The sequence below is a fragment of the Nocardia sp. NPDC003269 genome, assembly GCF_042888005.1.
GTDB lineage: Bacteria > Actinomycetota > Actinomycetes > Mycobacteriales > Mycobacteriaceae > Nocardia.
The window spans coordinates 888212-909292 of sequence record NZ_JBIAPA010000003.1; the positions used below are offsets into that span (position 1 = coordinate 888212).

Annotated in this window: 20 protein-coding genes; 8 read left to right on the forward strand and 12 right to left on the reverse strand. The window is 69.1% G+C overall.

The window, feature by feature from the left end:
• Positions 1-85: 85 nt before the first annotated feature.
• On the reverse strand, positions 86-1231 hold the full coding sequence (locus ACFYWJ_RS24070) for a thiolase family protein (protein WP_355278193.1): 1146 nt from the start codon (positions 1229-1231) through the stop codon (positions 86-88).
• Between the two features lie 100 nt (positions 1232-1331).
• On the opposite strand from ACFYWJ_RS24070, the gene ACFYWJ_RS24075 reads away from it, so the two are divergent.
• The gene (locus ACFYWJ_RS24075) at positions 1332-2096 is read left to right on the forward strand and encodes an SDR family NAD(P)-dependent oxidoreductase (RefSeq protein WP_355278194.1); all 765 of its coding nucleotides are present in this window, start codon (positions 1332-1334) and stop codon (positions 2094-2096) included.
• A gap of 74 nt (positions 2097-2170) precedes the next feature.
• On the opposite strand, the gene ACFYWJ_RS24080 is transcribed toward ACFYWJ_RS24075, so the two are convergent.
• Genes ACFYWJ_RS24080 through ACFYWJ_RS24095 form a run of 4 tightly spaced genes read right to left on the reverse strand, consistent with a single transcriptional unit; the run spans position 2171 to position 6316 of the window.
• On the reverse strand, positions 2171-2935 hold the full coding sequence (locus tag ACFYWJ_RS24080) for an enoyl-CoA hydratase/isomerase family protein (protein ID WP_355278196.1): 765 nt from the start codon (positions 2933-2935) through the stop codon (positions 2171-2173).
• A gap of 1 nt (position 2936) precedes the next feature.
• Positions 2937-4025: an acyl-CoA dehydrogenase family protein gene (locus ACFYWJ_RS24085; RefSeq protein ID WP_355278199.1), complete on the reverse strand. Its 1089-nt coding sequence runs from the start codon at positions 4023-4025 to the stop codon at positions 2937-2939.
• The gene (locus ACFYWJ_RS24090) at positions 4012-4908 is read right to left on the reverse strand and encodes an acyl-CoA dehydrogenase family protein (protein WP_355278201.1); all 897 of its coding nucleotides are present in this window, start codon (positions 4906-4908) and stop codon (positions 4012-4014) included. The genes ACFYWJ_RS24085 and ACFYWJ_RS24090 overlap by 14 nt, the downstream gene beginning before the upstream one ends.
• Positions 4886-6316, reverse strand: coding sequence for a class I adenylate-forming enzyme family protein (locus tag ACFYWJ_RS24095; RefSeq protein WP_387161832.1), 1431 nt, complete (start codon positions 6314-6316; stop codon positions 4886-4888). The genes ACFYWJ_RS24090 and ACFYWJ_RS24095 overlap by 23 nt, the downstream gene beginning before the upstream one ends.
• A gap of 56 nt (positions 6317-6372) precedes the next feature.
• On the opposite strand from ACFYWJ_RS24095, the gene ACFYWJ_RS24100 reads away from it, so the two are divergent.
• Positions 6373-7380 (forward strand): ferredoxin--NADP reductase, encoded by a 1008-nt coding sequence (locus ACFYWJ_RS24100; protein ID WP_355278202.1) that lies wholly within the window; start codon positions 6373-6375, stop codon positions 7378-7380.
• Between the two features lie 46 nt (positions 7381-7426).
• On the opposite strand, the gene ACFYWJ_RS24105 is transcribed toward ACFYWJ_RS24100, so the two are convergent.
• Entirely contained in the window at positions 7427-8386 is a 960-nt protein-coding gene (locus ACFYWJ_RS24105; protein ID WP_355278204.1) for an LLM class F420-dependent oxidoreductase, read from the reverse strand.
• 80 nt (positions 8387-8466) lie between these two features.
• Between ACFYWJ_RS24105 and ACFYWJ_RS24110 the strand changes: the two genes are divergently transcribed.
• Complete coding sequence (locus ACFYWJ_RS24110; protein WP_355278207.1) at positions 8467-9300, forward strand: SDR family oxidoreductase; 834 nt, start codon at positions 8467-8469, stop codon at positions 9298-9300.
• A gap of 55 nt (positions 9301-9355) precedes the next feature.
• On the opposite strand, the gene ACFYWJ_RS24115 is transcribed toward ACFYWJ_RS24110, so the two are convergent.
• Positions 9356-10813 (reverse strand): aldehyde dehydrogenase family protein, encoded by a 1458-nt coding sequence (locus ACFYWJ_RS24115; protein ID WP_355278209.1) that lies wholly within the window; start codon positions 10811-10813, stop codon positions 9356-9358.
• 327 nt (positions 10814-11140) lie between these two features.
• Between ACFYWJ_RS24115 and ACFYWJ_RS24120 the strand changes: the two genes are divergently transcribed.
• Complete coding sequence (locus ACFYWJ_RS24120; protein ID WP_387162232.1) at positions 11141-11650, forward strand: hypothetical protein; 510 nt, start codon at positions 11141-11143, stop codon at positions 11648-11650.
• Between the two features lie 42 nt (positions 11651-11692).
• Here ACFYWJ_RS24120 and ACFYWJ_RS24125 read toward each other — a convergent pair whose 3' ends face one another.
• Positions 11693-12349 (reverse strand): GntR family transcriptional regulator, encoded by a 657-nt coding sequence (locus tag ACFYWJ_RS24125; RefSeq protein ID WP_355278213.1) that lies wholly within the window; start codon positions 12347-12349, stop codon positions 11693-11695.
• A gap of 67 nt (positions 12350-12416) precedes the next feature.
• Between ACFYWJ_RS24125 and ACFYWJ_RS24130 the strand changes: the two genes are divergently transcribed.
• The 3 genes from ACFYWJ_RS24130 to ACFYWJ_RS24140 are packed head-to-tail and all read left to right on the forward strand — an operon-like array spanning position 12417 to position 15946.
• The gene (locus ACFYWJ_RS24130) at positions 12417-13784 is read left to right on the forward strand and encodes an LLM class flavin-dependent oxidoreductase (protein ID WP_355278215.1); all 1368 of its coding nucleotides are present in this window, start codon (positions 12417-12419) and stop codon (positions 13782-13784) included.
• 13 nt (positions 13785-13797) lie between these two features.
• Complete coding sequence (locus ACFYWJ_RS24135; protein WP_355278554.1) at positions 13798-14982, forward strand: CoA transferase; 1185 nt, start codon at positions 13798-13800, stop codon at positions 14980-14982.
• Positions 14983-15010: 28 nt separating this feature from the next.
• Positions 15011-15946 carry a CoA ester lyase gene (locus tag ACFYWJ_RS24140; RefSeq protein ID WP_355278218.1) on the forward strand — a complete coding sequence of 312 codons (936 nt, stop codon included), beginning with the start codon at positions 15011-15013 and terminating at the stop codon, positions 15944-15946.
• Between the two features lie 42 nt (positions 15947-15988).
• On the opposite strand, the gene ACFYWJ_RS24145 is transcribed toward ACFYWJ_RS24140, so the two are convergent.
• Positions 15989-17278 carry a lipase family protein gene (locus ACFYWJ_RS24145; RefSeq protein ID WP_355278219.1) on the reverse strand — a complete coding sequence of 430 codons (1290 nt, stop codon included), beginning with the start codon at positions 17276-17278 and terminating at the stop codon, positions 15989-15991.
• A 240-nt stretch (positions 17279-17518) separates the two neighbouring features.
• Positions 17519-18076: a helix-turn-helix domain-containing protein gene (locus ACFYWJ_RS24150; protein WP_355278222.1), complete on the reverse strand. Its 558-nt coding sequence runs from the start codon at positions 18074-18076 to the stop codon at positions 17519-17521.
• 494 nt (positions 18077-18570) lie between these two features.
• Between ACFYWJ_RS24150 and ACFYWJ_RS24155 the strand changes: the two genes are divergently transcribed.
• A complete protein-coding gene (locus tag ACFYWJ_RS24155; protein ID WP_355278224.1) occupies positions 18571-19857 on the forward strand; it encodes a helix-turn-helix domain-containing protein in 1287 nt (428 codons plus the stop codon).
• A 41-nt stretch (positions 19858-19898) separates the two neighbouring features.
• Here ACFYWJ_RS24155 and ACFYWJ_RS24160 read toward each other — a convergent pair whose 3' ends face one another.
• On the reverse strand, positions 19899-20273 hold the full coding sequence (locus ACFYWJ_RS24160; RefSeq protein ID WP_355278227.1) for a DUF4267 domain-containing protein: 375 nt from the start codon (positions 20271-20273) through the stop codon (positions 19899-19901).
• An 82-nt stretch (positions 20274-20355) separates the two neighbouring features.
• Complete coding sequence (locus ACFYWJ_RS24165) at positions 20356-21069, reverse strand: winged helix-turn-helix transcriptional regulator (RefSeq protein ID WP_355278229.1); 714 nt, start codon at positions 21067-21069, stop codon at positions 20356-20358.
• Positions 21070-21081 lie beyond the last annotated feature (12 nt).

Below are 21081 nucleotides of genomic sequence, written 5' to 3' on the forward strand. Positions count from 1 at the left end.
ACCGCGGCCGCGTTGCTCCCTCGAACACACCACGAGAACCGGCAGGTCACCACCGACCTGCCGGTTCTCCTTCTCTCGGCACCACTCAGACGGTAGGCACCTCGATCACCGTCGCCGATCCCATCCCGCCACCGGCACACAGCGCGGCGATGCCGAATCCGCCGCCGCGACGGCGCAATTCGTGGACCATGGTGACGATCATCCTGGCCCCGGTCGCCGCCACCGGATGGCCGAGCGAGCAGCCACTGCCGCTGTAGTTCACGATCTCCGGATTCAGGTCCAGCGCCCGGATCGCCGCGAGCGGCACCGAGGTGAACGCCTCGTTGATCTCGATCAGCCGCACCGAGCCGAGCGAGATCCCGGCCCGGCGAGCGGCTTTCGTGATCGCCTCGATCGGTGCCAGCCCGGTGTCGGCCGGGTCGACGCCGACCGACGCCCAGCCCCGGATGTAGCCGAGCGCGGGCAGCCCGAGCCGATCGGAGGCGATCGCCAGCGCCGCGGCGCCGTCATTGGCGCCGGACGCGTTGCCCGCGGTGATCGAGAAGCCGTCGATCTCGGGGTGCAGCACCTTCAGCGAGGCCAGCCGCTCCAGGCTGGTGTCGCGGCGTGGATGCTCATCGACGTCGAAGAGCCCGTGCGGGGTCTCGACGGGGAGGATCTCGTCCTTGAACAGGCCTTCGTCGATGGCGGTGATCGCGTTGCGATGGGAGCGGAATGCCCACCGGTCCAGGTCGTCCCGGGTGAGCCCGGCCCGCACCGCGGTATTCCAGCCGACGGTGATCGACATGTCGAGGGCCGGGGCGTCCGGGCGGTCGGGGTGACTGGGCGAGACCCACGGGTCGATCCATTCGTCCGCGCCGACCTTGAACCGCGCGCGCGGTGCGGTCGAATCACTGTTCACGCCACCGGCGATCACCAGCTCGTCCATCCCCGACCTGATGCTCGCCGCCGCCGACTGCACGGCGGCCATCCCCGCGGCGCAGTGCCGGTTCTGGGCCAGGCCCGGCACCGCGGTCAGGCCGGCGGTGACGGCGGCATGTCGCGCGAGAACACCGCCGCCGTAACGGCCCTCACCGAGGATCACGTCATCGATTCGGTCGGTGTCGAGTTCCCCGGCGACCGCGCCGACCACGTGGTGCGCGAGGTCGAAGGCGGTGGTGTCGCGCAAGGTGCCCTTGCGGGCGGTGCCGATCGGCGTCCGCAGGGCGGAAACGATGACGGCTTCGGGCATGAGGGCCTCCTCGGTGGATTGCCCGCAAGGGGCTGACGTGTCCTTGTGAGAATAGTATTCTCGCTCATTGAGATTGATATTCACAAGGAGGGATCGCGCTATGCAGATCAGTGGAAGTTCCGCACTCGTCGTCGGCGGCACCGGCGGCCTCGGCGAGGCGACCGTGCGGCGGCTGCACGCCGCGGGTGCGAAGGTCGTCGTCGCCGACGTCGCCGACGACAAGGGCAAGGAGCTTGTCGACGAACTCGGCATCCGCTACGTGCATACCGATGCCACCCAGGAGGATTCGGTGCGCGCGGCGGTCGCGGAGGCACAATCGCTGGGACCGCTGCGGATCTCGGTCGACACCCATGGTGGCCCCGCGACGGGCGGCAGGCTCATCGGCAAGGACGGCTCGCCACTGGAGCTGGCGGGCTTCCGCACCACCATCGAGTTCTATCTGACCGCCGTGTTCAATGTGCTCCGCCTGTCCGCCGAGGCGATGGCGACCACCGAGCCGCTGGACGAGGGCGCCCGCGGCGTCATCGTGAACACGTCTTCCATCGCCGCGTTCGAAGGCCAGATCGGGCAGCTCCCCTACGCCGCCGCCAAGGGTGGCGTCGCCGCGATGACCCTGGTCGCCGCCCGCGACCTCTCCCCCCTGGGCATCCGGGTGGTCACCATCGCGCCCGGCACCGTCAACACCCCCGCCTACGGCAAGGCGGCCGACCAGCTCGAGGGGTATTGGGGTCCGCAGGTGCCGTTCCCCAAGCGGATGGGACGCTCCGACGAATACGCCAAACTGGCCACCGCGATCGTCGAGAACGACTATCTCAACGGCGAAGTCATCCGCCTCGACGGTGCGCTGCGTTTCCCGCCGCGCTAGCGGCACACGACAGGTAAGGGACCCGGATGCCTCCGGGTCCCTTCCCTGTCGATGCCGATGCGGGCTGGGCCGCGCTACTTGCCGGCGGTGAGGCGGGTGATCACCGTGCGGAAGGCCTCGGTCTGGAACGAGAGGTCCTCCGCGGTGGTCGCGTAGTCGAGCGTGGCCAGCACGGCCCGCTCGAGATGCAGATTCAGCAGCCGCTTGGTGCTCTCCGCGGCCTGCTGGGGCAGTTCGGCGACCCGCTTGGCACAGGCCATCGCCTCGGCGAGCGGATCGGCGACCACGTGGTTCACCAGGCCCATCTCGCGTGCCCGTTCGGCAGTGATCTTGGCGCCGGTCAGGGCATATTCCTTGGCCAGCAGCAGACTGGTGTGCAGCGGCCAGCTGAGCGGACCGCCGTCGGCGGCCACCAGGCCGACCTGCACATGCGGGTCCTTGAGGTAGGCGTCCTCGGCGATGTAGGCGATATCGCTCAACGCCACCAGACTGCAGCCGAGCCCGACGGCGGGCCCGTTCACCGCGGCGATCACCGGCACCCGGCACCGCACCATGCCGAGCACGATCTCGCGGCCGTGCGCGATGGTCTTCGCGCGCAGCTCGGGATCGCGGGCCAGTTCGGCCAGGTAGGCGAAGTCCCCGCCGGCGGAGAACGCCGCGCCCGCCCCGGTGAGGACCGCGGCCCTGGCAGAGCGGTCGGCGGCGAGCCGGGGCCACAGCGCGGCCAGGCCGGAGTGCAGTGCGTCGTCGACGGCGTTGAGCGCGTCGGGCCGGTTGAGGGTGATGATCCGCAGCGGGCCGTCGGCCTCGACATGGATCTCGGAGGGCAGGTCGTACATGTCAGGCTCCTAGCTCGAGGATTCGCGTGGCGATGATGTTCTTCTGGATCTGCGACGTACCGCCCATCACGCTCTGGGCGCGGCTGTAGAGGTAGCTGCCGAACATGTCGTCGGCGGCGGTGCCCGCCACCGCGAGTGCCGCGTGGCCGACCGACTGCTCCACCCAGGTCATCAGCAGCTTGTCGAGGGACCCGTCCGGTCCGTGCACGAGCCCGTCGAGCTGTTCGGAGAGCCTGCGGCGCACGTGCAGCCGCAGCATCTCCGATTCGACCGCCGCCCAGGCGAGTTCGTCGGGGACTCGGCCGTCCACCCGGGACTCGAGCTGCCGCACCGTCTTCGCGTAGCGGGCCGCGAAACCCAGTGTGGCCGGTTCACGTTCGTGCCCGACCACCGTCATGGCGAGCTTCCAGCCGTCGCCGGGAGCGCCGACCATCCGGTCGGCGGGGACCCGGGCGCCGTCGAACCGGACCTGCCCGAACTCGCGGGTGACCCCGCTGATCATCCGCAGTGGCCGCTGCTCGACCCCCGGCTGGTGCATCGAGACGATGAATCCCGAAATGCCTTTGTGCCGTGGGGCGTCCGGGTCGGTGCGGGCGAGCAGCAGGCACCAATCGGCGACATCGGAGTAGCTGGTCCAGATCTTGTGGCCGTGCAGCACGTAGTCGTCGCCGTCGCGGGTGGCCGTCGTGCGCAGGGAGGCCAGATCCGAACCCGCGTCCGGCTCGCTGAAGCCCTGACACCACCGCTGCGAGCCGTCGATCATGCCGGGCAGAAAGCGTTGTTGCAGTTCGGGACTCGCGTGCCTGCCCAGTCCGTGGACCAGATAGCCGAGGCTGGGGCGGGCCGGCGCACCGGCCCTGGTCAGCTCTTCGTCCAGGATGACGTCGTAAACCGGTGCCAGCGCGTGTCCACCGAATTCCTTCGGCCAGGACAGGCCGAAGAAGCCCGCGCCGTACAGGGCCCGATGCCAGTCCCCCGCGCGGGCCCAGTACTCGTCGCCGGAGGAGGGGAAGGACGCGGCCGCGCCGGCCAGCCAGTCCCGCAACCGGGCGCGGAAGGCGGCTTCGTCCGGCGAATCACGATAGTCCACGGTCGATGTCCTCCAGACGTGTTGCGAACAGTTCGGTCGAGGTCAGCACCCGGCGCAGGTAGACGTGCGCCAGGCAATCCCAGGTGTTGCCGATGCCGCCGTGCACCTGGATCGAGGTCTCGCACACGGTGCGGGCGGCGCGCGCGGTGTAGACCTTGGCGACGCGCGCCGCGCGCAATGCCTCGGCGGGCGCCAGCTCGTCCACCGCCCAGGCGGCGTAGCGCAGCACGCTGATCGACCCCTCGATCAGCGCCAGGCTCTCGGCCAGCAGATGCGCCACTGCCTGATAGGTGCCGATCGGGTGGCCGTACTGCGCGCGAACTTTCGCGTAGTCGACCGCCAGCCGGTGTGTGCCACGGGCCGCGCCGAGCAGGTCCGCGGTGGTCGTGGTGACGGCCAGTGCCCGCCACTGGACGAGTTGTTCGGGCGACAGCTCGCCGAGCAGTTCCCGCGCACTGCCGATGTCCGCGGCCGTCCGGGTGAGGTCGGCGCCGGGCAGCCGGGCACCGACCTCGGCGGCGTAGAGCTGCCGGTCGTCGAGCAGCAGCACCCGGTCGCGGCCCGCGGCATCGACCGCGCGGCCGTCGACGCCGATCGTCCATCGCCCCTCGGCGGCCCCGCGCAGGTCATCGGCCAGGACCGGCCCCAGGAACGCCACGTCGATGAGTCCCCGCGCGAATTCCTCGGCGACCAAGGCGACTTCGACACCGGAGGCCCCATCGGAGCGCAAGCTGCGCCACCCCGCGACATCGACCGCCTTCTCGAGTCGCTCCCGCCGGTTCGCGTCGTCGAGATCGGCGACCGAGCCGGGTCCGAGGTCGTCGGCCAGCCGCGCGGCGGCATCACGCAGCTGACGCTGCTCACTGGTCAGTCGGACGTCCATGACGCTCCTCGAGGACTCGGCGGAGCACCTTGCCCGAGGGCAGGCGCGGGATCTCGGGTACGAAAACGACACGCCGGGGCCGCTTGTAGGAGGCCAGGCGGTCACCGACCAGGGTGATCAGCTCGTCGGCGGCGACGGTGTCGAGCACGGCGACCGCGGCCACCACCGCCTCCCCGTCGTAGGGGTCGGGCGTGCCGAACACCGCACAGTCGGCGACCAGCGGATGGTCGTGCAGCACCGCCTCGATCTCGGCGGGCGCGACCTGGAAGCCGCGCACCTTGATCATCTCCTTGGCCCGGTCGGTGATCCGGATCCAGCCGTCGGCGTCGACGTGCCCGACATCGCCGGTGCGGTACCACGGGCCGTCGAAGGCGTCCGCGGTGGCCTCGGCAGGCAGGTAGCCCGCCATGGTCGAGGTCGACCGGCACTGGATCTCGCCGGTCTCCCCCGCCGCCAGCGGTTTTCCGGTGTCGAGGTCCACCACCCGGATCTCGACGCCCGGCGCGGCCTTGCCGACCGAGTCCAGCCGCGCGCCGACAAGCGGATTGCACGCGATGACCGGCAGCTCGCTGGCGCCGTAGGCGGGCAGCCACGGCACACCCGTCCGCACGGTCACCGTTTCGGCGATGCTCGCCGTCACCGGGGTGGCGCCCCACATGATGTAACGCAGTGAACTCAGGTCGTAGCGTTCGAGTTCGGGGTGGGCGGCGAGGGCGATCGCGATCGGCGCGACGGCCATCTCGATGGTGATCCGGTCGTCCTGGACGCAGGACAGCATGGTGTTCAGGTCGAAGCGCCGATGCAGCCGCATCCAGGCGCCGGCCCGCAGAGCGGTGACGATATTGAGCAGGCCCAGGATGTGCGAGGGCGGGGTGGCGATCTGGATCCGGTCGGCACCGGTGAGGCCGAGGACCTCGGTCCACTGCCGCACCGCCACCGCGAGCGAACCGTGGGTGTGCCGTACCGCTTTCGGCATCCCGGTCGTACCGGAGCTGAACACCAGGACGGCGTCCGCGGCCGGATCCGGTTCGGCCGCACTATCTTCCGAGGCGGCGATCGGGTCGTCGAGGTGACGCATCGGCAGCAGGTCGCCGAGGACCGGGCTGTCGCCGAGCGCGGCGACCGGTGCGGTGAGCGCCACGGCGTGCGCGACCTCGTCTTGTTTCCAGGCCGGACTGATCAGGACGACGCAGGCGCCGATCCGCCACACGGCCAGCACCGCGACGACGAATTCGGGCCGATTCGACGACATCAGCGCCACCCGGTCCCCCATCCGGACACCCCGGGCCGTGAGCTCGCCGCCCAGGCCGGCCGCGAGAGCGCCGAGTTCGTCAGCGGTGTAGGCCCGATCCTCGAATACGAGCGCGCTGGGCACGGTATCGGCCATCTTGGAAGGTTCCCGTCTCATGAGAGAGAATACTATTCTCATTTCGATAGAATCTTCATACCAGGAGGACGCGGTCCATGGCGACACTCTCTTCATATCTGCGAGCGACCGTGACCCGGGTGGTGGCCGAGAGCCCGGACGCGCGGACCTTCGTGCTCGCCCCGCACGACGGACCGCTGAGCTACCGGGCGGGGCAGTTCTGCACGTTCCGGGTCACCGTGGACGGCGCCGAACTGTTCCGCTCGTACTCGATGTCCAGCGCGCCGGAGACCGATACCGAGCTGATGACCACGGTCAAGCGCGTGCCCGGCGGCGCCGTGTCGAATTGGCTGCTCGACACCCTCGCCGAGGGCGACGAGGTGGAGCTGTCCACGGCCGCGGGCCGGTTCTGCCTGCGCGACACCGAGGTCGCGCTGCTCGGCTTCAGCGGCGGCAGCGGTATCACCCCGATCCTGTCGCTCACCAAGGCGGCGCTGGCGAGCACCACCCGCCGGGTCCGGCTCCTGTGCGCGGACCGCGACCGGGCATCGATGCTGTTCGCGGGCGCCCTCACCGACCTGGTCGCCCGCTACCCGGACCGGCTCGAGGTGGTCCGCCACCTCGACAGCGAGCGCGGATATCTCGATGCCGCGACCGTCCGCGCCTTCGTCGGCGCGGACGCGCCCGGCGATCACTACATCTGCGGGCCCGAGGCGTTCATGGAACTGGTGGAGCGCGCACTCCCCGGACCCGGTGCGGTGTTCAGTGAGCGCTTCCGCACGCCTGTCGCGGCGAGCACCGCGCCGACAGTCCCTGCGGCAGCACCGGATTCGGGTGGAACCGTTACGGTGATCCTGAACGGCAAGAGGCGGTCGGTGCCCCACAAAGAGGGGGAAACGCTGCTGGAGAGCGCCCGGCGCGGTGGTCTCACCCCGCCGTTCTCCTGCGAACAGGGCAACTGCGCGACCTGCATCGCCAAGGTGACCGCGGGCCGGGCGACCATGCGCCAGAACAACGCGCTGGCCGACGACGAGGTCGCCGACGGCTACGTCCTGACCTGCCAGGCCGTCCCCGACTCCACCGACCTGACCGTCGACTACGAGTGAGTTCCGGTGGCGCCCAGGACAACGGCTCCGGGCGCCACCGGGGTCGTCAGCCGCGCAGCTGCGCGGCCAGCTCGGCGATCATCGTCCTGGTCCGCTGCTTGGAGGCGATCAGCGCATCGCGGTCGTCGCCGATCGGCAGCAGCCGCACCGAGATGTCGGTCGCGCCCGCCTCGGCGTAGCGACGCAAGCCCGCCGCGATGGCGTCCTCGTCGCCTGCCAGGCACAGATCGCCGATGGTGCTCGCGTCACCCTGGTCGAGCAGCCGCTGATAGTTGGGCGAGACCTCCGCCTCGCCGAGAATGCGATTCGCCCGCTCGCGCGCCTCGTCGACCTGCCCCGGCGCGCACAGGCACACCGGCAATCCGGCGACCACGCGCGGCGCGGGCCTGCCCGCGTCGGCGGCGGCCTTGGTGATCCGCGGGACCACGTGCTCGGCGATCGCGCGTTCGTCGGCCATCCAGAGGACTGTGCCGTCGGCCTGCTCCCCCGCGATCCGCAGCATCACCGGCCCCAGCGCGGCGACAAGCACCGGCACCGGGGCGACCGGGCCGAGATCCAACGGATTGTGCACCGCGAAGGTGTCGTTCTCGACATCGACCGATCCACTGCCGGTGAGACCGGCCGCGAGCACCTCGAGATAGTCGCGGGTGTAGGCCGCCGGCTTCTCGTACGGCAGGCCGAGCATGTCACGCACGATCCAGTGGTGCGACGGCCCGACCCCGAGCGCGAGCCTGCCGCCCGCCGCCGCGTGCGCCGAGAGTGCCTGGCGAGCCAGCGCGACCGGATGCTGCGCCTGCAACGGGACGACGGCCGTGCCCAGTTCGATCCGCGAGGTGGCCAGTCCCATCGCCGCGACGGTGATGAGCGCGTCGAAGTCGGTGGGAATCTGCGGGATCCAGGCGGTGTCGAGTCCCGCCGACTCCGCCCAGGCGATATCGCGCAGCATGCGCTCGAGCTTGCGCCCGGAGTCACCCCGCTCCGGGCCGATCATCACGCCGATACGCACGGTTCCTCCAAATGGGTCGCTGTGAATGAATATGCTACTTCCATAATTGGAGAACACCAATACCAACTCTGGAGAATATGATGCCCGACCTGGAACACCTGCTGCGCGACCGCACCGTCCTCGTCTCCGGCGCCAGCCGGGGCATCGGCGCGGCGATCGCCGTCGCCGCCGCCGAGCAGGGCGCCAACGTCGTTCTGCTGGCCAAGACCGACGCGCCGCATCCGCGGCTGCCCGGCACCGTGCACACCGCCGCGGCCGAGGTCGAAGCAGCAGGTGGCCGGGCCGCCGCCGTCGTCGGCGATGTCCGCAGGGAAGACGATGTGGCCCGCGCCGTGGCCGTCGCGATCGAGCGGTTCGGCGGCATCGACGTGTGCGTGAACAACGCGGGCGCCATCGCCACCGAGCGCACCGAGGCACTCACGATCAAGCGCTTCGACCTGCTGCACGACATCAACGTGCGCGGCACGTTCCTGCTCACCAAGGCCTGCCTGCCACACCTGCGCACGTCGCCGAACCCGCACGTGCTGAGCATCTCGCCCCCGGTCAATCTCGCTCCGCATTGGCTCGGCGCGCACCCCGTCTACACCCAGTCCAAGTACGCCATGACGCTGCTGAGTCAGGGATGGGCGACCGAATTCGGCGATGCCGGAATCGGATTCAACTGTCTGTGGCCGCAGACGTTCATCGCCACCTCGGCCGTCGCGGCACTCGAGGACGGCGCCGACCAGCTCGCGTCGGCCCGCAGCCCCCGGATCATGGCCGACGCCGCCGTGGCGATCACCACCCAGCCCGCGCGCGTCGTCACCGGCCGGTGCTTCCTCGACACGGAAGCGGTCACGCGGTTCGCCGGGATCGACGACCTGTCCCGCTACGGCGGTGGCGCGCACCCGACGCGCGACCTGTTCGTGGACTGACGCGTAACGCGAGAAGCGGCGGCCGGGATACCCGCCGCCGCTTCTCGTCACCCGTTCAGAGCTGAGCCCAGACCGACTTCGTCTTCATGTACGCCTCGACGCCTTCGCGCCCGAACTCGTGACCCCAACCCGACTGCTTGTAGCCACCGAAGGGCACCCCGTGATCGAACACCAGCTGGCAGTTCAAGGACACCGTGCCCGCCTGCAACCGCTTGGCCAGCCGGTGCGCACGGCTGAGATTCGTGGTCCATGCCGTGGCCGCCAGGCCGTAGGAGGTGTCGTTGGCCAGCGCCACCGCCTCGTCCTCGTCGTCGAACGGGAGCACCGTCACCACCGGCCCGAAGATCTCCTCGCGGTAGAGCCTGCTCGTCGCGGGATCGACATTGGTGAGCACGGTGGGATGGACGAAATAGCCACTGCGGTCGAGGCGATGCCCGCCGGTGATCACGTCGACCCCGTCGGACTTGCCCTCGTCGATATAGCCCATGACGCGGTTCAGCTGCTTGGCGCTGATCAGCGGCCCGATCATGCTGCCATCTTCCTTCGGGCCGCCCAGCTTGAGGTTGTTCGCCACGGTCGCGATGCCCTCGACGACGCGCTCGTACACCCCGCGCTGGACGAAGATCCGGGAACCGCAGACACAGCCCTGGCCCGAGTGCACGAAGATGCCCATCGCCGCCATCAGCACCGCCATGTCCAGATCGGCGTCGTCGAAGATCAGCACCGGCGACTTGCCACCGAGCTCGAGCATCACCTTCTTGAGGTTGCCCGCCGAGGCCTGCACGATCTGCTTGCCGACTTCGGTGGAGCCGGTGAAGGCCACCTTCTCGACATCGGGATGCGCCGTGATCGCGGCGCCCGCGGTGTGCCCGTAACCGGTCAGCAGGTTCACCACCCCCTCGGGCACGCCGGCCTCGGCGATCAGCCGATCCAGCAGCAGTGCCGACAGCGGCGTCTCCTCAGCGGGTTTCACCACACTGCTGCAACCGGCGGCCAGCGCGGGGGCCAGCTTCGCGCAGGCGTTGAACACCGGGCCGTTCCACGGGAAGATCAGGCCGACCACGCCGTAGGGCTCTTTGAGGGTGTAGGCGTGCATGTCGGCGTAGGCGCCGGACACGCCACCGGTCATCTGCACCTCGTACGCCGAGCCGTTGAGTTTGGTACACCAGCCCGCGTAATAGCGAAAGAACTCGGCGCACGTGGGAACGATCATCTGTGCTTGCGCGAGCGGCATTCCCGTATTGAGCGAGTCGAGCTCTGCCAGCTCTTGCGCGTTCGCGTCCATGAGATCGGCGATGCGCCACATGATCTTGGCCCGCTCCCGGCCTGACAGGCCCTGCCAGACCCCGGCCTCGAACGAGGTCCGAGCCCGAGTCACCGCCTCGTCCACCGCCTCGGGCCCACAGTCGGTGAACTCGGTGATCTGCTCCTCGGTCACCGGGTCGATGATCGGGATGACCTCACCTTTTCCGGGTCGCTCACGTATTTCGTCCAGAACCGATCGCAGCGTCATCGCGCATCCCCTTCGGCATCACAGCCCTCGTGGCACATGTCTCGAAGACAGGCTTAACACCGGACCGAACCCTCGGTCAAGAGTTTCATTCTATTTTTCGGAAATGTCATTCTCTCCCAGTGGGGCGGCCGCTCCGCTCGACGCATACCAGGTCGACCGTCCAGATTTGTCCGTTCGTACAGCTTCCCGATTTCCCGCCGCAGGGCCGGTGGAGTTGTAGTACGACTGCTGAAAAGCGCTTCGATCTCTCGGAATGGACTGTTCGTGGATGTTGCCCAGGGCGCAGGACCGATCGTCGACTGGTGGGCCTACGCGCACCGACACACGCTGCGGTACCGGCTGGCGGTACTGGCGACCGACGCCCGCGAAGTGGTCACCCACGCCGGCGGATGGCTGTTCGACCGCTCCATGGCAGGCTGGGACGTGAACGCCGTTCTCGCCGATGTCACCGACCTGCTGCCGTTGCAGATCCTCGGCGCGAGCGTGCTCGAACTCGAAGGACCCCTTGCCGTTCCGGTGCACCACACCTGGCCCGACGCACTGGCCGTCGCACCGGATCTGCTCCGATCCGACAACCGGGTGCGCGACGGCGTCCTGAACTGCCTGGAACACGACCTGATCGAAATCGTGCTGTGGGGCCAACTGCCCGCGGAGTTCGAGCGCCGCGTCGACGTGATGAGCCATCGCCTCAGCACCGCCGCGCGGGCGTTCAAGCAGCGCGCGCTGGCCGCGACCGAGACCGAGACCGACACCGTGCCGGTGATCGAGGGATTCCGCAGCAACGCAGCCTCACTCGCGGCCGCGCGGGGCGCTGCGGGTATCCCCTCGGTACGCTGACCGGCCCGGCCGGCGCGGGACGTTCGAGGTGGGACTCGTCGCCTACTGCCCAGCCTCGCCGGCGTTCTGCTCCAGCCACTCGGTGAGCGACCGGCCCGCGTCCAGCACATGCCGTTCGGCGATCGCCCTGGCCCGCACTGCGTCACGCTCGCCGAGCGCGTCGATGAGCTGATCGTGATCGTCGAGCGAGTGCTGTTCGTGCTCGGGGAACAGCCGCAAGAAGTTCGAGGGAACCACCCGCACAGCCTGTTTGATCTGGGTCAGCAGGCGCGGCGAGTGCGCGGCCCGGTGGACTTCCTGGTGGAACCGCCAGTTGGCTTCGCCGATGGAGTCGTCACCGGAACGGGACGCGACATCGGCGGCAAGTTCGCGCAGGTGCGCCAGCTCGGGGGTGCTCGCGCGCTGCGCGGCCCAGGCCGCGGCCTGTCCGGTCAGGACGCCCAGGATGGTGAAGCTGTCCATGATGTCGGCCGGGCTGATCCCGATCACCGTGATCCCACTGCGCGGCGCGACGCGGACCAGACCTTCGTAGGACAGTTCCAGCAGCGCTTCCCGCACCGGCGTACGGCTGGTGGCGAATTCGTCGGTGATGGCGTCCAGGTCGATCCGCGTGCCCGCGGGCAGAGCCCCGGTGAGGATGCGATCGCGCAGCTCTCGGGCCGCTCGTTCGCGAACGGTCCCGGCGATGTCGGTTGCCATTCGCGAAGCTTAACAGGCCAGAGGTACCAGGTTTGAAATCTGATATGTCAGATGTTACATTCCAATTATGGCGATGAGGCACGGCGACCGGATGACGTTGGTCGCGTTCATGCAGGCGGGCAACACCTCGGTCTACTCGGGGTCCTGGCGGCACCCGGCCACCGAGCACGGCTATCTGGACGCGTCGTACTACGCGAAGGTCGGGCGGCAGCTGGAGGAGGGCTGTTTCGACCTGATGTTCTTCGACGACCGGCTGGCCATGCCCGGCATCTACGGCGGCTCGGTCGAGGAAGCGGTGCGCACCGGCGCGCGCCCGGTGAAGCTGGACCTGGGGGTGGTCCTCGGCGTCCTGGCGCAGAGCACCTCCCACATCGGCTTGGGTGCGACGTATTCCACGACGTACTACGCGCCCTTCCACGTCGCGCGCACCTTCGCGACCCTCGATCACCTCTCCGCGGGCCGGGCCGCGTGGAACGTGGTGACCTCGGTCAACGACAGCGAGGCCCAGAACTTCGGCGTGGACGCCCACCTCGGGCACGACGAGCGCTACGACCGCGCCGACGAATTCCTCGAGGTGGTCTCCGGCCTGTGGGACACCTGGGACGACGGCGCGATCGTGCACGACCGCGCCGCGGGCTACTTCGCCGATCCGGCCAAGGTGCACGAACTGCGGCACGAGGGGCGCTTCTTCTCCGCGCGCGGACCGCTGACCGTGCCGCGCACACCGCAGGGCCGACCGGTGATCATCCAGGCGGGCTCGTCCGGTCGCGGCCGCGAATTCGCTTCGCGCTGGGCCGAATTGATCTTCACCGGCGACCCCGGCCTGGAAGTGGCCCGCACGCATTACGCCGACCAGAAGGCCCGGATCGCCGACGCGGGCCGCGATCCTGCCTCGGTACGCATCTGCCCGATGGCCTACGCGGTGGTCGGCGAGTCCGAGCAGCACGCCAGGGAACGTGAGGCGATGCTGCTCGAGGACTTGGTCCATCCGATGGCGTCGCTGACATTGCTCTCGGAGTTGATGAACTACGACTTCGCGCAACACGATCTGGACGACCCGGTCACCGACGAGCTGATCGCCTCGGTCTCGGGTATCCGCGGTCTGGTGCAGAATCTGCGCACCCACATCGGTGGCACCGTCACCGTGCGAGATCTGGCGGGCCACCGCGCCACGCTGCTACAGGGGCCGCGGTTCGTCGGCACCGGCGAACAGGTCGCCGACCAGATGGCCGAGTGGTTCCACGGCGAGGCCTGTGACGGTTTCGTCCTGGCGGCCACGCATATGCCCGGCTCGTTCGAGGACGTCGTGCGGATGGTGGTACCCCGGTTGCAGCAGCGCGGTCTGTTCCGCACCGCCTATGAGGGCACGACCCTGCGTGAGCATCTCGGCCTGTCCCGGCCCGCGCCCACCCGGCCAGCGAGCACCGTGGTGTGAGATGAACCAAGCCATGCTCGACGGCGTGCGGGTGCTCGATCTCGCCACGCTCGCGGCGGCGCCACTGGCCGCCACCTACCTCGGCGAATTCGGCGCCGAGGTGATCAAGATCGAGCAACCCACCGGCGGTGACCCGATCCGGACGTGGGGCGCACAGCGCAACGACGTCGGGCTGATGTGGAAGTCGGTGTCGCGCAACAAACGTTCGATCACCTTGGACCTGCGCGTCGCCGAAGGTCAGGAGTTGCTGCGCAAGCTGGTCGCGACCGCCGACGTCGTGGTCACCAACACCCGGCCGCAGACCCTGCGCACGTGGGGCCTGGACTACGCGAGTCTGCGTGCGGTCAACGAACGCATGGTGATGCTGCACATCACCGGCTTCGGGTTGACCGGCCCCAAGAGTGAACGTCCCGGCTTCGGCACGCTGGGCGAGGCGATGAGCGGCTTCGCCCACATCACCGGCGAGGCGCAGGGCCCACCGACGCTGCCGCCGTTCATGTTGGCCGACGGCGTCGCCTCGCTCAACGCCGCCTATGCCGTCCTCATGGCGCTCTACCACCGCGATGTGCACGGCGGTCCCGGCCAGCTGATCGATATCAACCTGGTCGACCCGCTCACCCGGCTGCTGGAACAGACACTGCTCAGCTACGACCAGCTCGGCACCGTGGCCCAGCGCGCGGGCAACCGGTGGGATATCTCCGCACCACGCAACACCTATCGCACCGCCGACGGCAAGTGGCTGGCGATGTCGGGCAGCTCGCCCGCGCTGGCCCTGCGGGTGTTCCACGCGATCGGCCGTGCCGATCTGGTCGACGATGCGGACTTCGGTGATCCACAGCGCCGCCTCGCCCGAGCCCGCGAAGTGGACGAGGTGGTGGCGGAATGGGTTTCGCGTCAGACCCTCGACGAAGCCATGCGCGTCTTCGACGCCGAACAGGTGGCCGCGGCCCCCGTCTACGACATCACCGATCTCGTCCGCGACGAGCAGATGCGCCACCGCGAGGTGTTCGTGCCCGTCGCCGACGACGAACTCGGCACCGTGACCGTGCAGGCGCCGGTGCCGCGCTTCTCCGCGGCGCAGGGCCGGGTATCCCACCTCGGGCCCCGGCTGGGCGAGCACAACGCCGAGGTCTACGGCGAGCTGCTCGGCCTCGACGCCGCGACCATCGACGACCTGCACCGCCGCGGCGTGCTGTGAGTCTTTCCCCACGACAAAGGATTCCACGATGACCTTGCTGATCCGGCGCTCCGAACTCGCTTTGCCCGCCTGCAACGACCACATGTTCGCCAAGGCCCTGGCCAGCGGCGCGGACCTGGTATTCCTCGATCTCGAGGACGCGACCCCGGAAGCACTCAAGGAGCAGTCCCGGGAGAAGGCGATCTCGGCACTGACCGACCTGGATTGGGGCCGTACGGTTCCCGCGATCCGGATCAACGCCCTCGACACCCGCTGGTGCCACGACGACATCATCGAAGTGGTCAGCCGCGCCGGCGCCCACCTGCACACCATCGTCGTGCCCAAGGCGCGCACCGCCCGCGATGTGTGGTGGGTCGACGTGCTGCTGACCCAGCTCGAGGACAAACTCGGGCTCGAGCGCGAGATCCGGCTCGAGGTGCTGATCGAAGAGGTCGAGGGACTGGCCAACGCCGAGGCGATCGCCGTCGCCAGTCCCCGGGTGGACGCCCTGATCTTCGGGGTCGGAGACTTCTCGCTGTCCCAGGGCGCCCGGGTGGACACGAATTTCGAACCGCTCGGCGACTACCCCGGCGACTTCTGGCACTACGCCCGCAACAAGGTGCTGGTCGCGGCCCGCATCGCGGGTATCGACGCGATCGACGCGCCGTTCCCCGACTACGGCAACCTCGCCGGCTACGAGCGCGACGCCCAGCGGGCCTCACTGCTCGGCTACACCGGGAAATGGGCGATCCACCCGAGCCAGGTGCCGATCGCCAATGCCGCCTACTCCCCCACCGCGGCGGAAATCGCGCTGGCAGAACGCAATATCGCCGCCTACCGGGAGGCGGAGGCGGCTGGACGCGGCGCCGTCGGCGTCGACGGCGTGCTCGTCGACGCCGCGCACATCAAGATGGCGCGGGCGACGCTGGCCCGCGCCGCCGCGATCGATCCCGCTCGGCGCGCCGACACCACCGTGTCGGTCTGAGGATCGGGGCCGCCGGTCTCACCCGACCGGCGGCCCCGACCGTCACAGGTCCGAGGTGAGCGGATTGCCCTCGGGAATGGAACCACAGCTAGAGCCCGCGGGCAGGCCCGCGAAGCGCGCGTCGATCCACGAGATCGCACCGACGCTCCATGCCGCGAGGGTCGGAATGTGGCTCAGTTCGTCGTACTGCCGGTACTCGACGTAGGGGTTACCGTCCGCGCAGTACTTGCGGGCGAGACTGCGGACGTCGCCGGCGACCATGACACCGTCACCGGCGCCGACGGTAGGTTTGCCGCCGTCGGTGCCTTCCAGATTCCCGTTGGCGCCCTGGGCGATGTACAGCGGGATGGTCGGCGTCGGCGCGTAGCCGAGGTTGACCCTGTCGACCGCTTCGACCAGCGGCACAACGGAATTCGGGTCGGCGTACTCGGGCTTGACCAGCTGCTGCCAGGTCAGGCCGGGGTATTGGAAGATCACATTGCCGATCGAGGCGTCGCGCAGTGCGGCGACCACCCGGGTGCCGTAGTCACTCAGATAGGGCGTGAAGTCGATGTCGTAGGACCGCGCGACACCGATGATCGCCATGGCGGCGACACCGGACCAGCCGAGACTGCCGCTGACGTAGCGCAGGTTGTGCGCCGGATTCACCAGCAGACCGCCCTGGGTCGCCCCGACCAGCTTCGCGTTCACCTCCGGCGCGTAGTCCGGCGCCAGCGCCGCGGCCCAGTCGGTCGCGATCGCGCCGCCGGAGTAGCCGACCAGACCGATGCGCGTCTGCGCGGTGAGTCCGGTCTCGGCCGAGCGCACGGCCGCGCGGAGGGAATCGAGGGTGTTCATCCCGTATTCGGGCCCCGCCGCGAAATTCGCCTGCTGCCCTTCGGTATCGGCGATGATCACCGTGTAGCCGCGGGCGAGGATGTCGGCGATCACCGTGGCCTCGGAGGTGAGCACCATGCCGCCGAAGCTGACGTCGCCGGCGATCGATCGCGAGGGACCGTGCTCCGGATCGAGCGAATCGTAGAAGGATTGGTAGGCGACCGCCCGCGCCGGATCAACACCGCCGGGCGGGAGCAGGATCGAGGTGACGTTGGCGCTGGGCCGATACTGGGCATCCGTCGTCCGATACAGCAGCTGCACCGCGGTGATCGGCGTGGGTATGCCGATGAGGTGATAGGTCGTGGTCCTGGTGTCGAGGACGGTGCCGGGCTCGACATCGGCCAGCGACGTCTCCCCGCGGTAGCTGTAGAACGAGTCCGACACCGCGTGGGCAGGCGGCGCGAACACTGTCGCCGAGGCGCATGCCACCGCGAGCGCAGCAATCGCCGACGTCATCGGGGCGACTGTACGTGCTTTCTTCAAGAATTCCCCTGCAATCTGCTACCTGACACCGGACCATGTCCGGTCGTCATTTCGACCGGGCCGAGTGCGGAATCGGCGCAATGCGCGAAATTGTCGCCGCCGACGCGCCGGTGATTTCACCGGCGCGTCCCCCGACCACAACCGGACATGAATATCCGGTTGCCGAGGCATATTGTGAACGGGACCACCCGACGGCGTCAAGTGTGCCGGTTTTCACTCACACAGCGCGCGCAACAGCAGTCCCCAGCACTTGCCCGCCACCACCACCCGGTCCTGTTCCGGCGTCTTGTTCAGCAGTGCGCCCAGCATTCCCACGGCCAGGAAGATCTCCTCCGCCGTGACCCCGCGGCGGACGCTGCCCCGCCGGCTGTCGTCGGCGAGCTTCTCGTCGAGCAGGGCGTAGAGGCGGGCGATGATCTCCACCAGCCGCGGGTCGCTGCTGTCGGCGAGACGGAACAGGTCGAACAAGACCGCCACCTCGACGATCTGGTCGAAGATCTCCGCCAGCAGCTCGTCGAGCGTCGAGTCGGTCTTCGCGACCATCGCCTCCAACTGGGCGAGGTTCTCGTCGAAAACGGCGAGAATGATCGCCTCACGAGTCGGAAAATGCCGGTACAGGCTGCCCTGCCCGACTCCCGCCGTGCGCGCGATCAGGTTCAGCGGCGCGTCGAGGCCGTGTTCGGCGAAGGTGGTCTTCGCCGCGGCGAGGAGGGCGACCCGATTCCCGGCGGCGGCGGCAGGCCCCCTGTTGACACGACGTGGCGAGCTCATCCGGACAACGCTACCCACAGGCGAGCCCCGCCCGGTCGCGAATCGTCAGCCGGGCGGCGCACGCGCACAGCACGCGCACCGGGCGACAGACCGCGCCGATCGACTTCTCCCGCGCGGTCATACCGAAAAGCGCATCGACGGTTTCCCGCCTTTGCCTATCGCCGCGGAAACAGGTGTCGAATTCACCATCTCCCGATTTCCGAGAAACGACGGGAGCCCAGGGCCTCCCACTTCCACTCGACATCGACCGTTTCGAATGTAGCAGCGAAGTACGGCAGCACCAACCGTGCGTCGTGAAGTTGTTTTCCCCTCCAAATGTGGTCGCGCGACTGATGCGCCCGCACAATACCGCGTGCCCGGAACTGTGAGAATCCCAAACATCCGGACAGTCGAGTCCGGTTGGGCTATGGTGCAGTGATGCCGGCATCCGCTACTTCCGACAGCACAACCACCCCCACCGGACAGGCGCCTCGGCTCGACCACGCCGCGGCGCAGTGAGGACAGCTCGCCCCCGCGCGCCGGAACCGATCCGCGCCGCCGTCGCGGACCAGGCGACAGCCCTCGATTGGCTGACCGGGTTCGCATTGCGGATGCGGTCCGAGCCCGCGAGCGAGACGATCCTGTCCACCGTCGATTCCGCGATCCAGGAGACGTTTCCGCACTTCCTCGCCGACGCCGAACTCCGCAGGGAGGTCAGGGCGGCCACCCGGGCGCACTGGCTGAGCTTCCTCACCGTCGTCGGGCACACCCGGTTCGAGGCACGGCCGCCCACCGAGGCCGTGGACGGCGCGCGGACAGTGGCGCGCCGCGGCTACGGCGTGGACATCCTGCTCAAGACATATCGTGCCGCCCAGCGCGGGTTGTGGCGGTACATCACTCACGTACTGAACGAGCAGATTCCCGATTCCGAGCTGCGCGGGGTCGTACTGGTCACCTTCTGGGAACGCAGCACGCTGTGGCTCGACAGCTGTCTCGACGACATCGTCGCCGCGTACCTGAACGAGCGCGAGCACCGCATCCACGACTCCGATGCCCACCGCACCGCGACCGTCCAGGCCATCCTGCACGGCGAGCCGGCGCCGACCGCCGACTCGCCCGACGATCTCGGTCACCCGATGGACGATTTCCAGACAGCGCTCGTGCTCTGGACCGACGGTGAGGTGCCCGCCCGGCAGGCAACGCACCTGCTTCGCGAACACGCGACGCACATCGCCGACTGGCTCGGCGCACCACCGCCACTGCTGATCAGCAGCGGCACCCACGGCATGTGGGCCTGGGTGGGGACACCGCACCGCCCGGAGACCGGTCACCTCCCGTCGCCGCCGACCACGTACACCCATGTCGCGGTCGGCATTCCGAGTCCCGGCGTAGACGGCTTCCGCCGCAGCCATCTGGAAGCACGTGCCGCACAGCGGATCGCGACCACGGCCTCGCACGCCGCCACCGTGACCGCCTACCAGGACGTCGACCTGGTGTGCCTGCTCACCGGCGACGGGAACATCGATGCCGTGCGCGCGCTCGTCGAGCGCGAACTCGGCGAACTCACCGAGCGCAGCGAGCCGGTCGCCCGACTTCGCGATACGGTGCGCGAATTCCTCTACGCCGGAGGCAGTATCGCGGCGACGGCGGACCTGCTCGGCGTGCACGCGAACACCATCCGCTACCGGCTCCACCAGGCCGAGCGTCGCATGGGTCACCAGATCGAGCACCGCCGGGTCCATATCGAACTGGCCCTGCGCTGCCTCGAGATCTACGGCGACGAGCTCCTGCCTGCACCGTAGTCGGTGGTTCCCGGGCGAGCTCGTCGACCGGGAACCGTCCGTCAGCCCGGAGATCCGGCCGGCGCGCCCGCACGACTCAGCGCGTAGGCACCCGCCGCGGCGTAACCGCCGGTGAGCGCGAGGAACCCGATCGACGCGCGCACGGGGACACCACCGCGCCAGACCTGGACGGCGCCGGCGATGGTGTCGGACGTGTCGATCGCCAAGCCGAGGCGATGCCAGCGCCGACGATCCGCCGCCGTACCGACGAGATAGTTGCTGCCCATCGCGATCGCGCGGGCACCGTAGACCCTGGTCAGGTACTCCGATTCCGGTGTGCCGGCGACGCCGAACGCACCGGCCAACCTGCGCGGTGCCACCAGCGACACGACACCCAGCGCGATCCGTCCCCACGCGAGGCCGTTCATAACGCCCATCATCCCCTCCTAGATCCTCGACAACCCGACCCCTTCACGATCACATAAGTTTTAGAAGTACTCAAGAACTAAATTAGAAGCGTCACTGCTCGCCCTCGGGGGCGGCAGCGGAACCGTCGCCGCCCGCCTCCCCGTAGACCAGGGCGGACGGCAACGCCGCCAGCAGCACCTGCAGCACCGACGGATCACCGGCCAGGACTACGCGTTCCGCGGCGATCGCGTCGACGGCGGAGAGCCGCGCGGCCCCGATCGCCGCCAGTGTCACGACGTCCGTCGTCACCACCGCGTCCGCCTCACCGATCGCCGCACCCGGCCGGACCTCGACCTGCCCATCGGCCAGCCGCATCTGCGCGATCGACTCGTCGACCCGGAATTCGATGGTCGCGCGCACGCCGGCGAGCGCGTCACGGTCCATCATTTCGGCGAGAAAGACCAGACTCCACTCCGCCCGCAAGGCCTGTTCCGGCAACCGGGGCGTGCCGAGACGGTGACGCACCCCCCACATGGCCAGCGGCGTCATCGCCTCGGCGAGTTCCCGGCCCGCGGGCGTCAGTTCGTACACCAGCGACGCCGCGGGCGGCGGCAGATGACGGCGGGCGACGATCCCATCCGCCTCGAGATACCGCATCCGGGAGGCGAGCATGCTGGTGCCGATGCCGACCAGCGCCGCGGCCAGATCCGAGTAGCGCTTGGGGCCGGACATCAACTCGCGCACCACCAGCAGACTCCAGCGCTCGCCGACAATGTCGAGCGCGCTCGCCAAACCGCAGTACTGGTTGTAGCTCCGCCTGGTCACCAACCCACCGTA

Coding starts and splice junctions, on each gene's coding strand:
- ACFYWJ_RS24135 (WP_355278554.1), top strand. CDS start 13,798: ATGCTCGACGGCGTGCGGGTGCTCGATCTCGCCACGCTCGCGGCGGCG.
- ACFYWJ_RS24110 (WP_355278207.1), top strand. CDS start 8,467: ATGCCCGACCTGGAACACCTGCTGCGCGACCGCACCGTCCTCGTCTCC.
- ACFYWJ_RS24075 (WP_355278194.1), top strand. CDS start 1,332: ATGCAGATCAGTGGAAGTTCCGCACTCGTCGTCGGCGGCACCGGCGGC.
- ACFYWJ_RS24090 (WP_355278201.1), bottom strand. CDS start 4,908: ATGGACGTCCGACTGACCAGTGAGCAGCGTCAGCTGCGTGATGCCGCC.
- ACFYWJ_RS24160 (WP_355278227.1), bottom strand. CDS start 20,273: ATGGGCGTTATGAACGGCCTCGCGTGGGGACGGATCGCGCTGGGTGTC.
- ACFYWJ_RS24070 (WP_355278193.1), bottom strand. CDS start 1,231: ATGCCCGAAGCCGTCATCGTTTCCGCCCTGCGGACGCCGATCGGCACC.
- ACFYWJ_RS24095 (WP_387161832.1), bottom strand. CDS start 6,316: ATGAGACGGGAACCTTCCAAGATGGCCGATACCGTGCCCAGCGCGCTC.
- ACFYWJ_RS24145 (WP_355278219.1), bottom strand. CDS start 17,278: ATGACGTCGGCGATTGCTGCGCTCGCGGTGGCATGCGCCTCGGCGACA.
- ACFYWJ_RS24125 (WP_355278213.1), bottom strand. CDS start 12,349: ATGGCAACCGACATCGCCGGGACCGTTCGCGAACGAGCGGCCCGAGAG.
- ACFYWJ_RS24150 (WP_355278222.1), bottom strand. CDS start 18,076: ATGAGCTCGCCACGTCGTGTCAACAGGGGGCCTGCCGCCGCCGCCGGG.
- ACFYWJ_RS24130 (WP_355278215.1), top strand. CDS start 12,417: ATGGCGATGAGGCACGGCGACCGGATGACGTTGGTCGCGTTCATGCAG.
- ACFYWJ_RS24100 (WP_355278202.1), top strand. CDS start 6,373: ATGGCGACACTCTCTTCATATCTGCGAGCGACCGTGACCCGGGTGGTG.
- ACFYWJ_RS24115 (WP_355278209.1), bottom strand. CDS start 10,813: ATGACGCTGCGATCGGTTCTGGACGAAATACGTGAGCGACCCGGAAAA.
- ACFYWJ_RS24140 (WP_355278218.1), top strand. CDS start 15,011: ATGACCTTGCTGATCCGGCGCTCCGAACTCGCTTTGCCCGCCTGCAAC.
- ACFYWJ_RS24080 (WP_355278196.1), bottom strand. CDS start 2,935: ATGTACGACCTGCCCTCCGAGATCCATGTCGAGGCCGACGGCCCGCTG.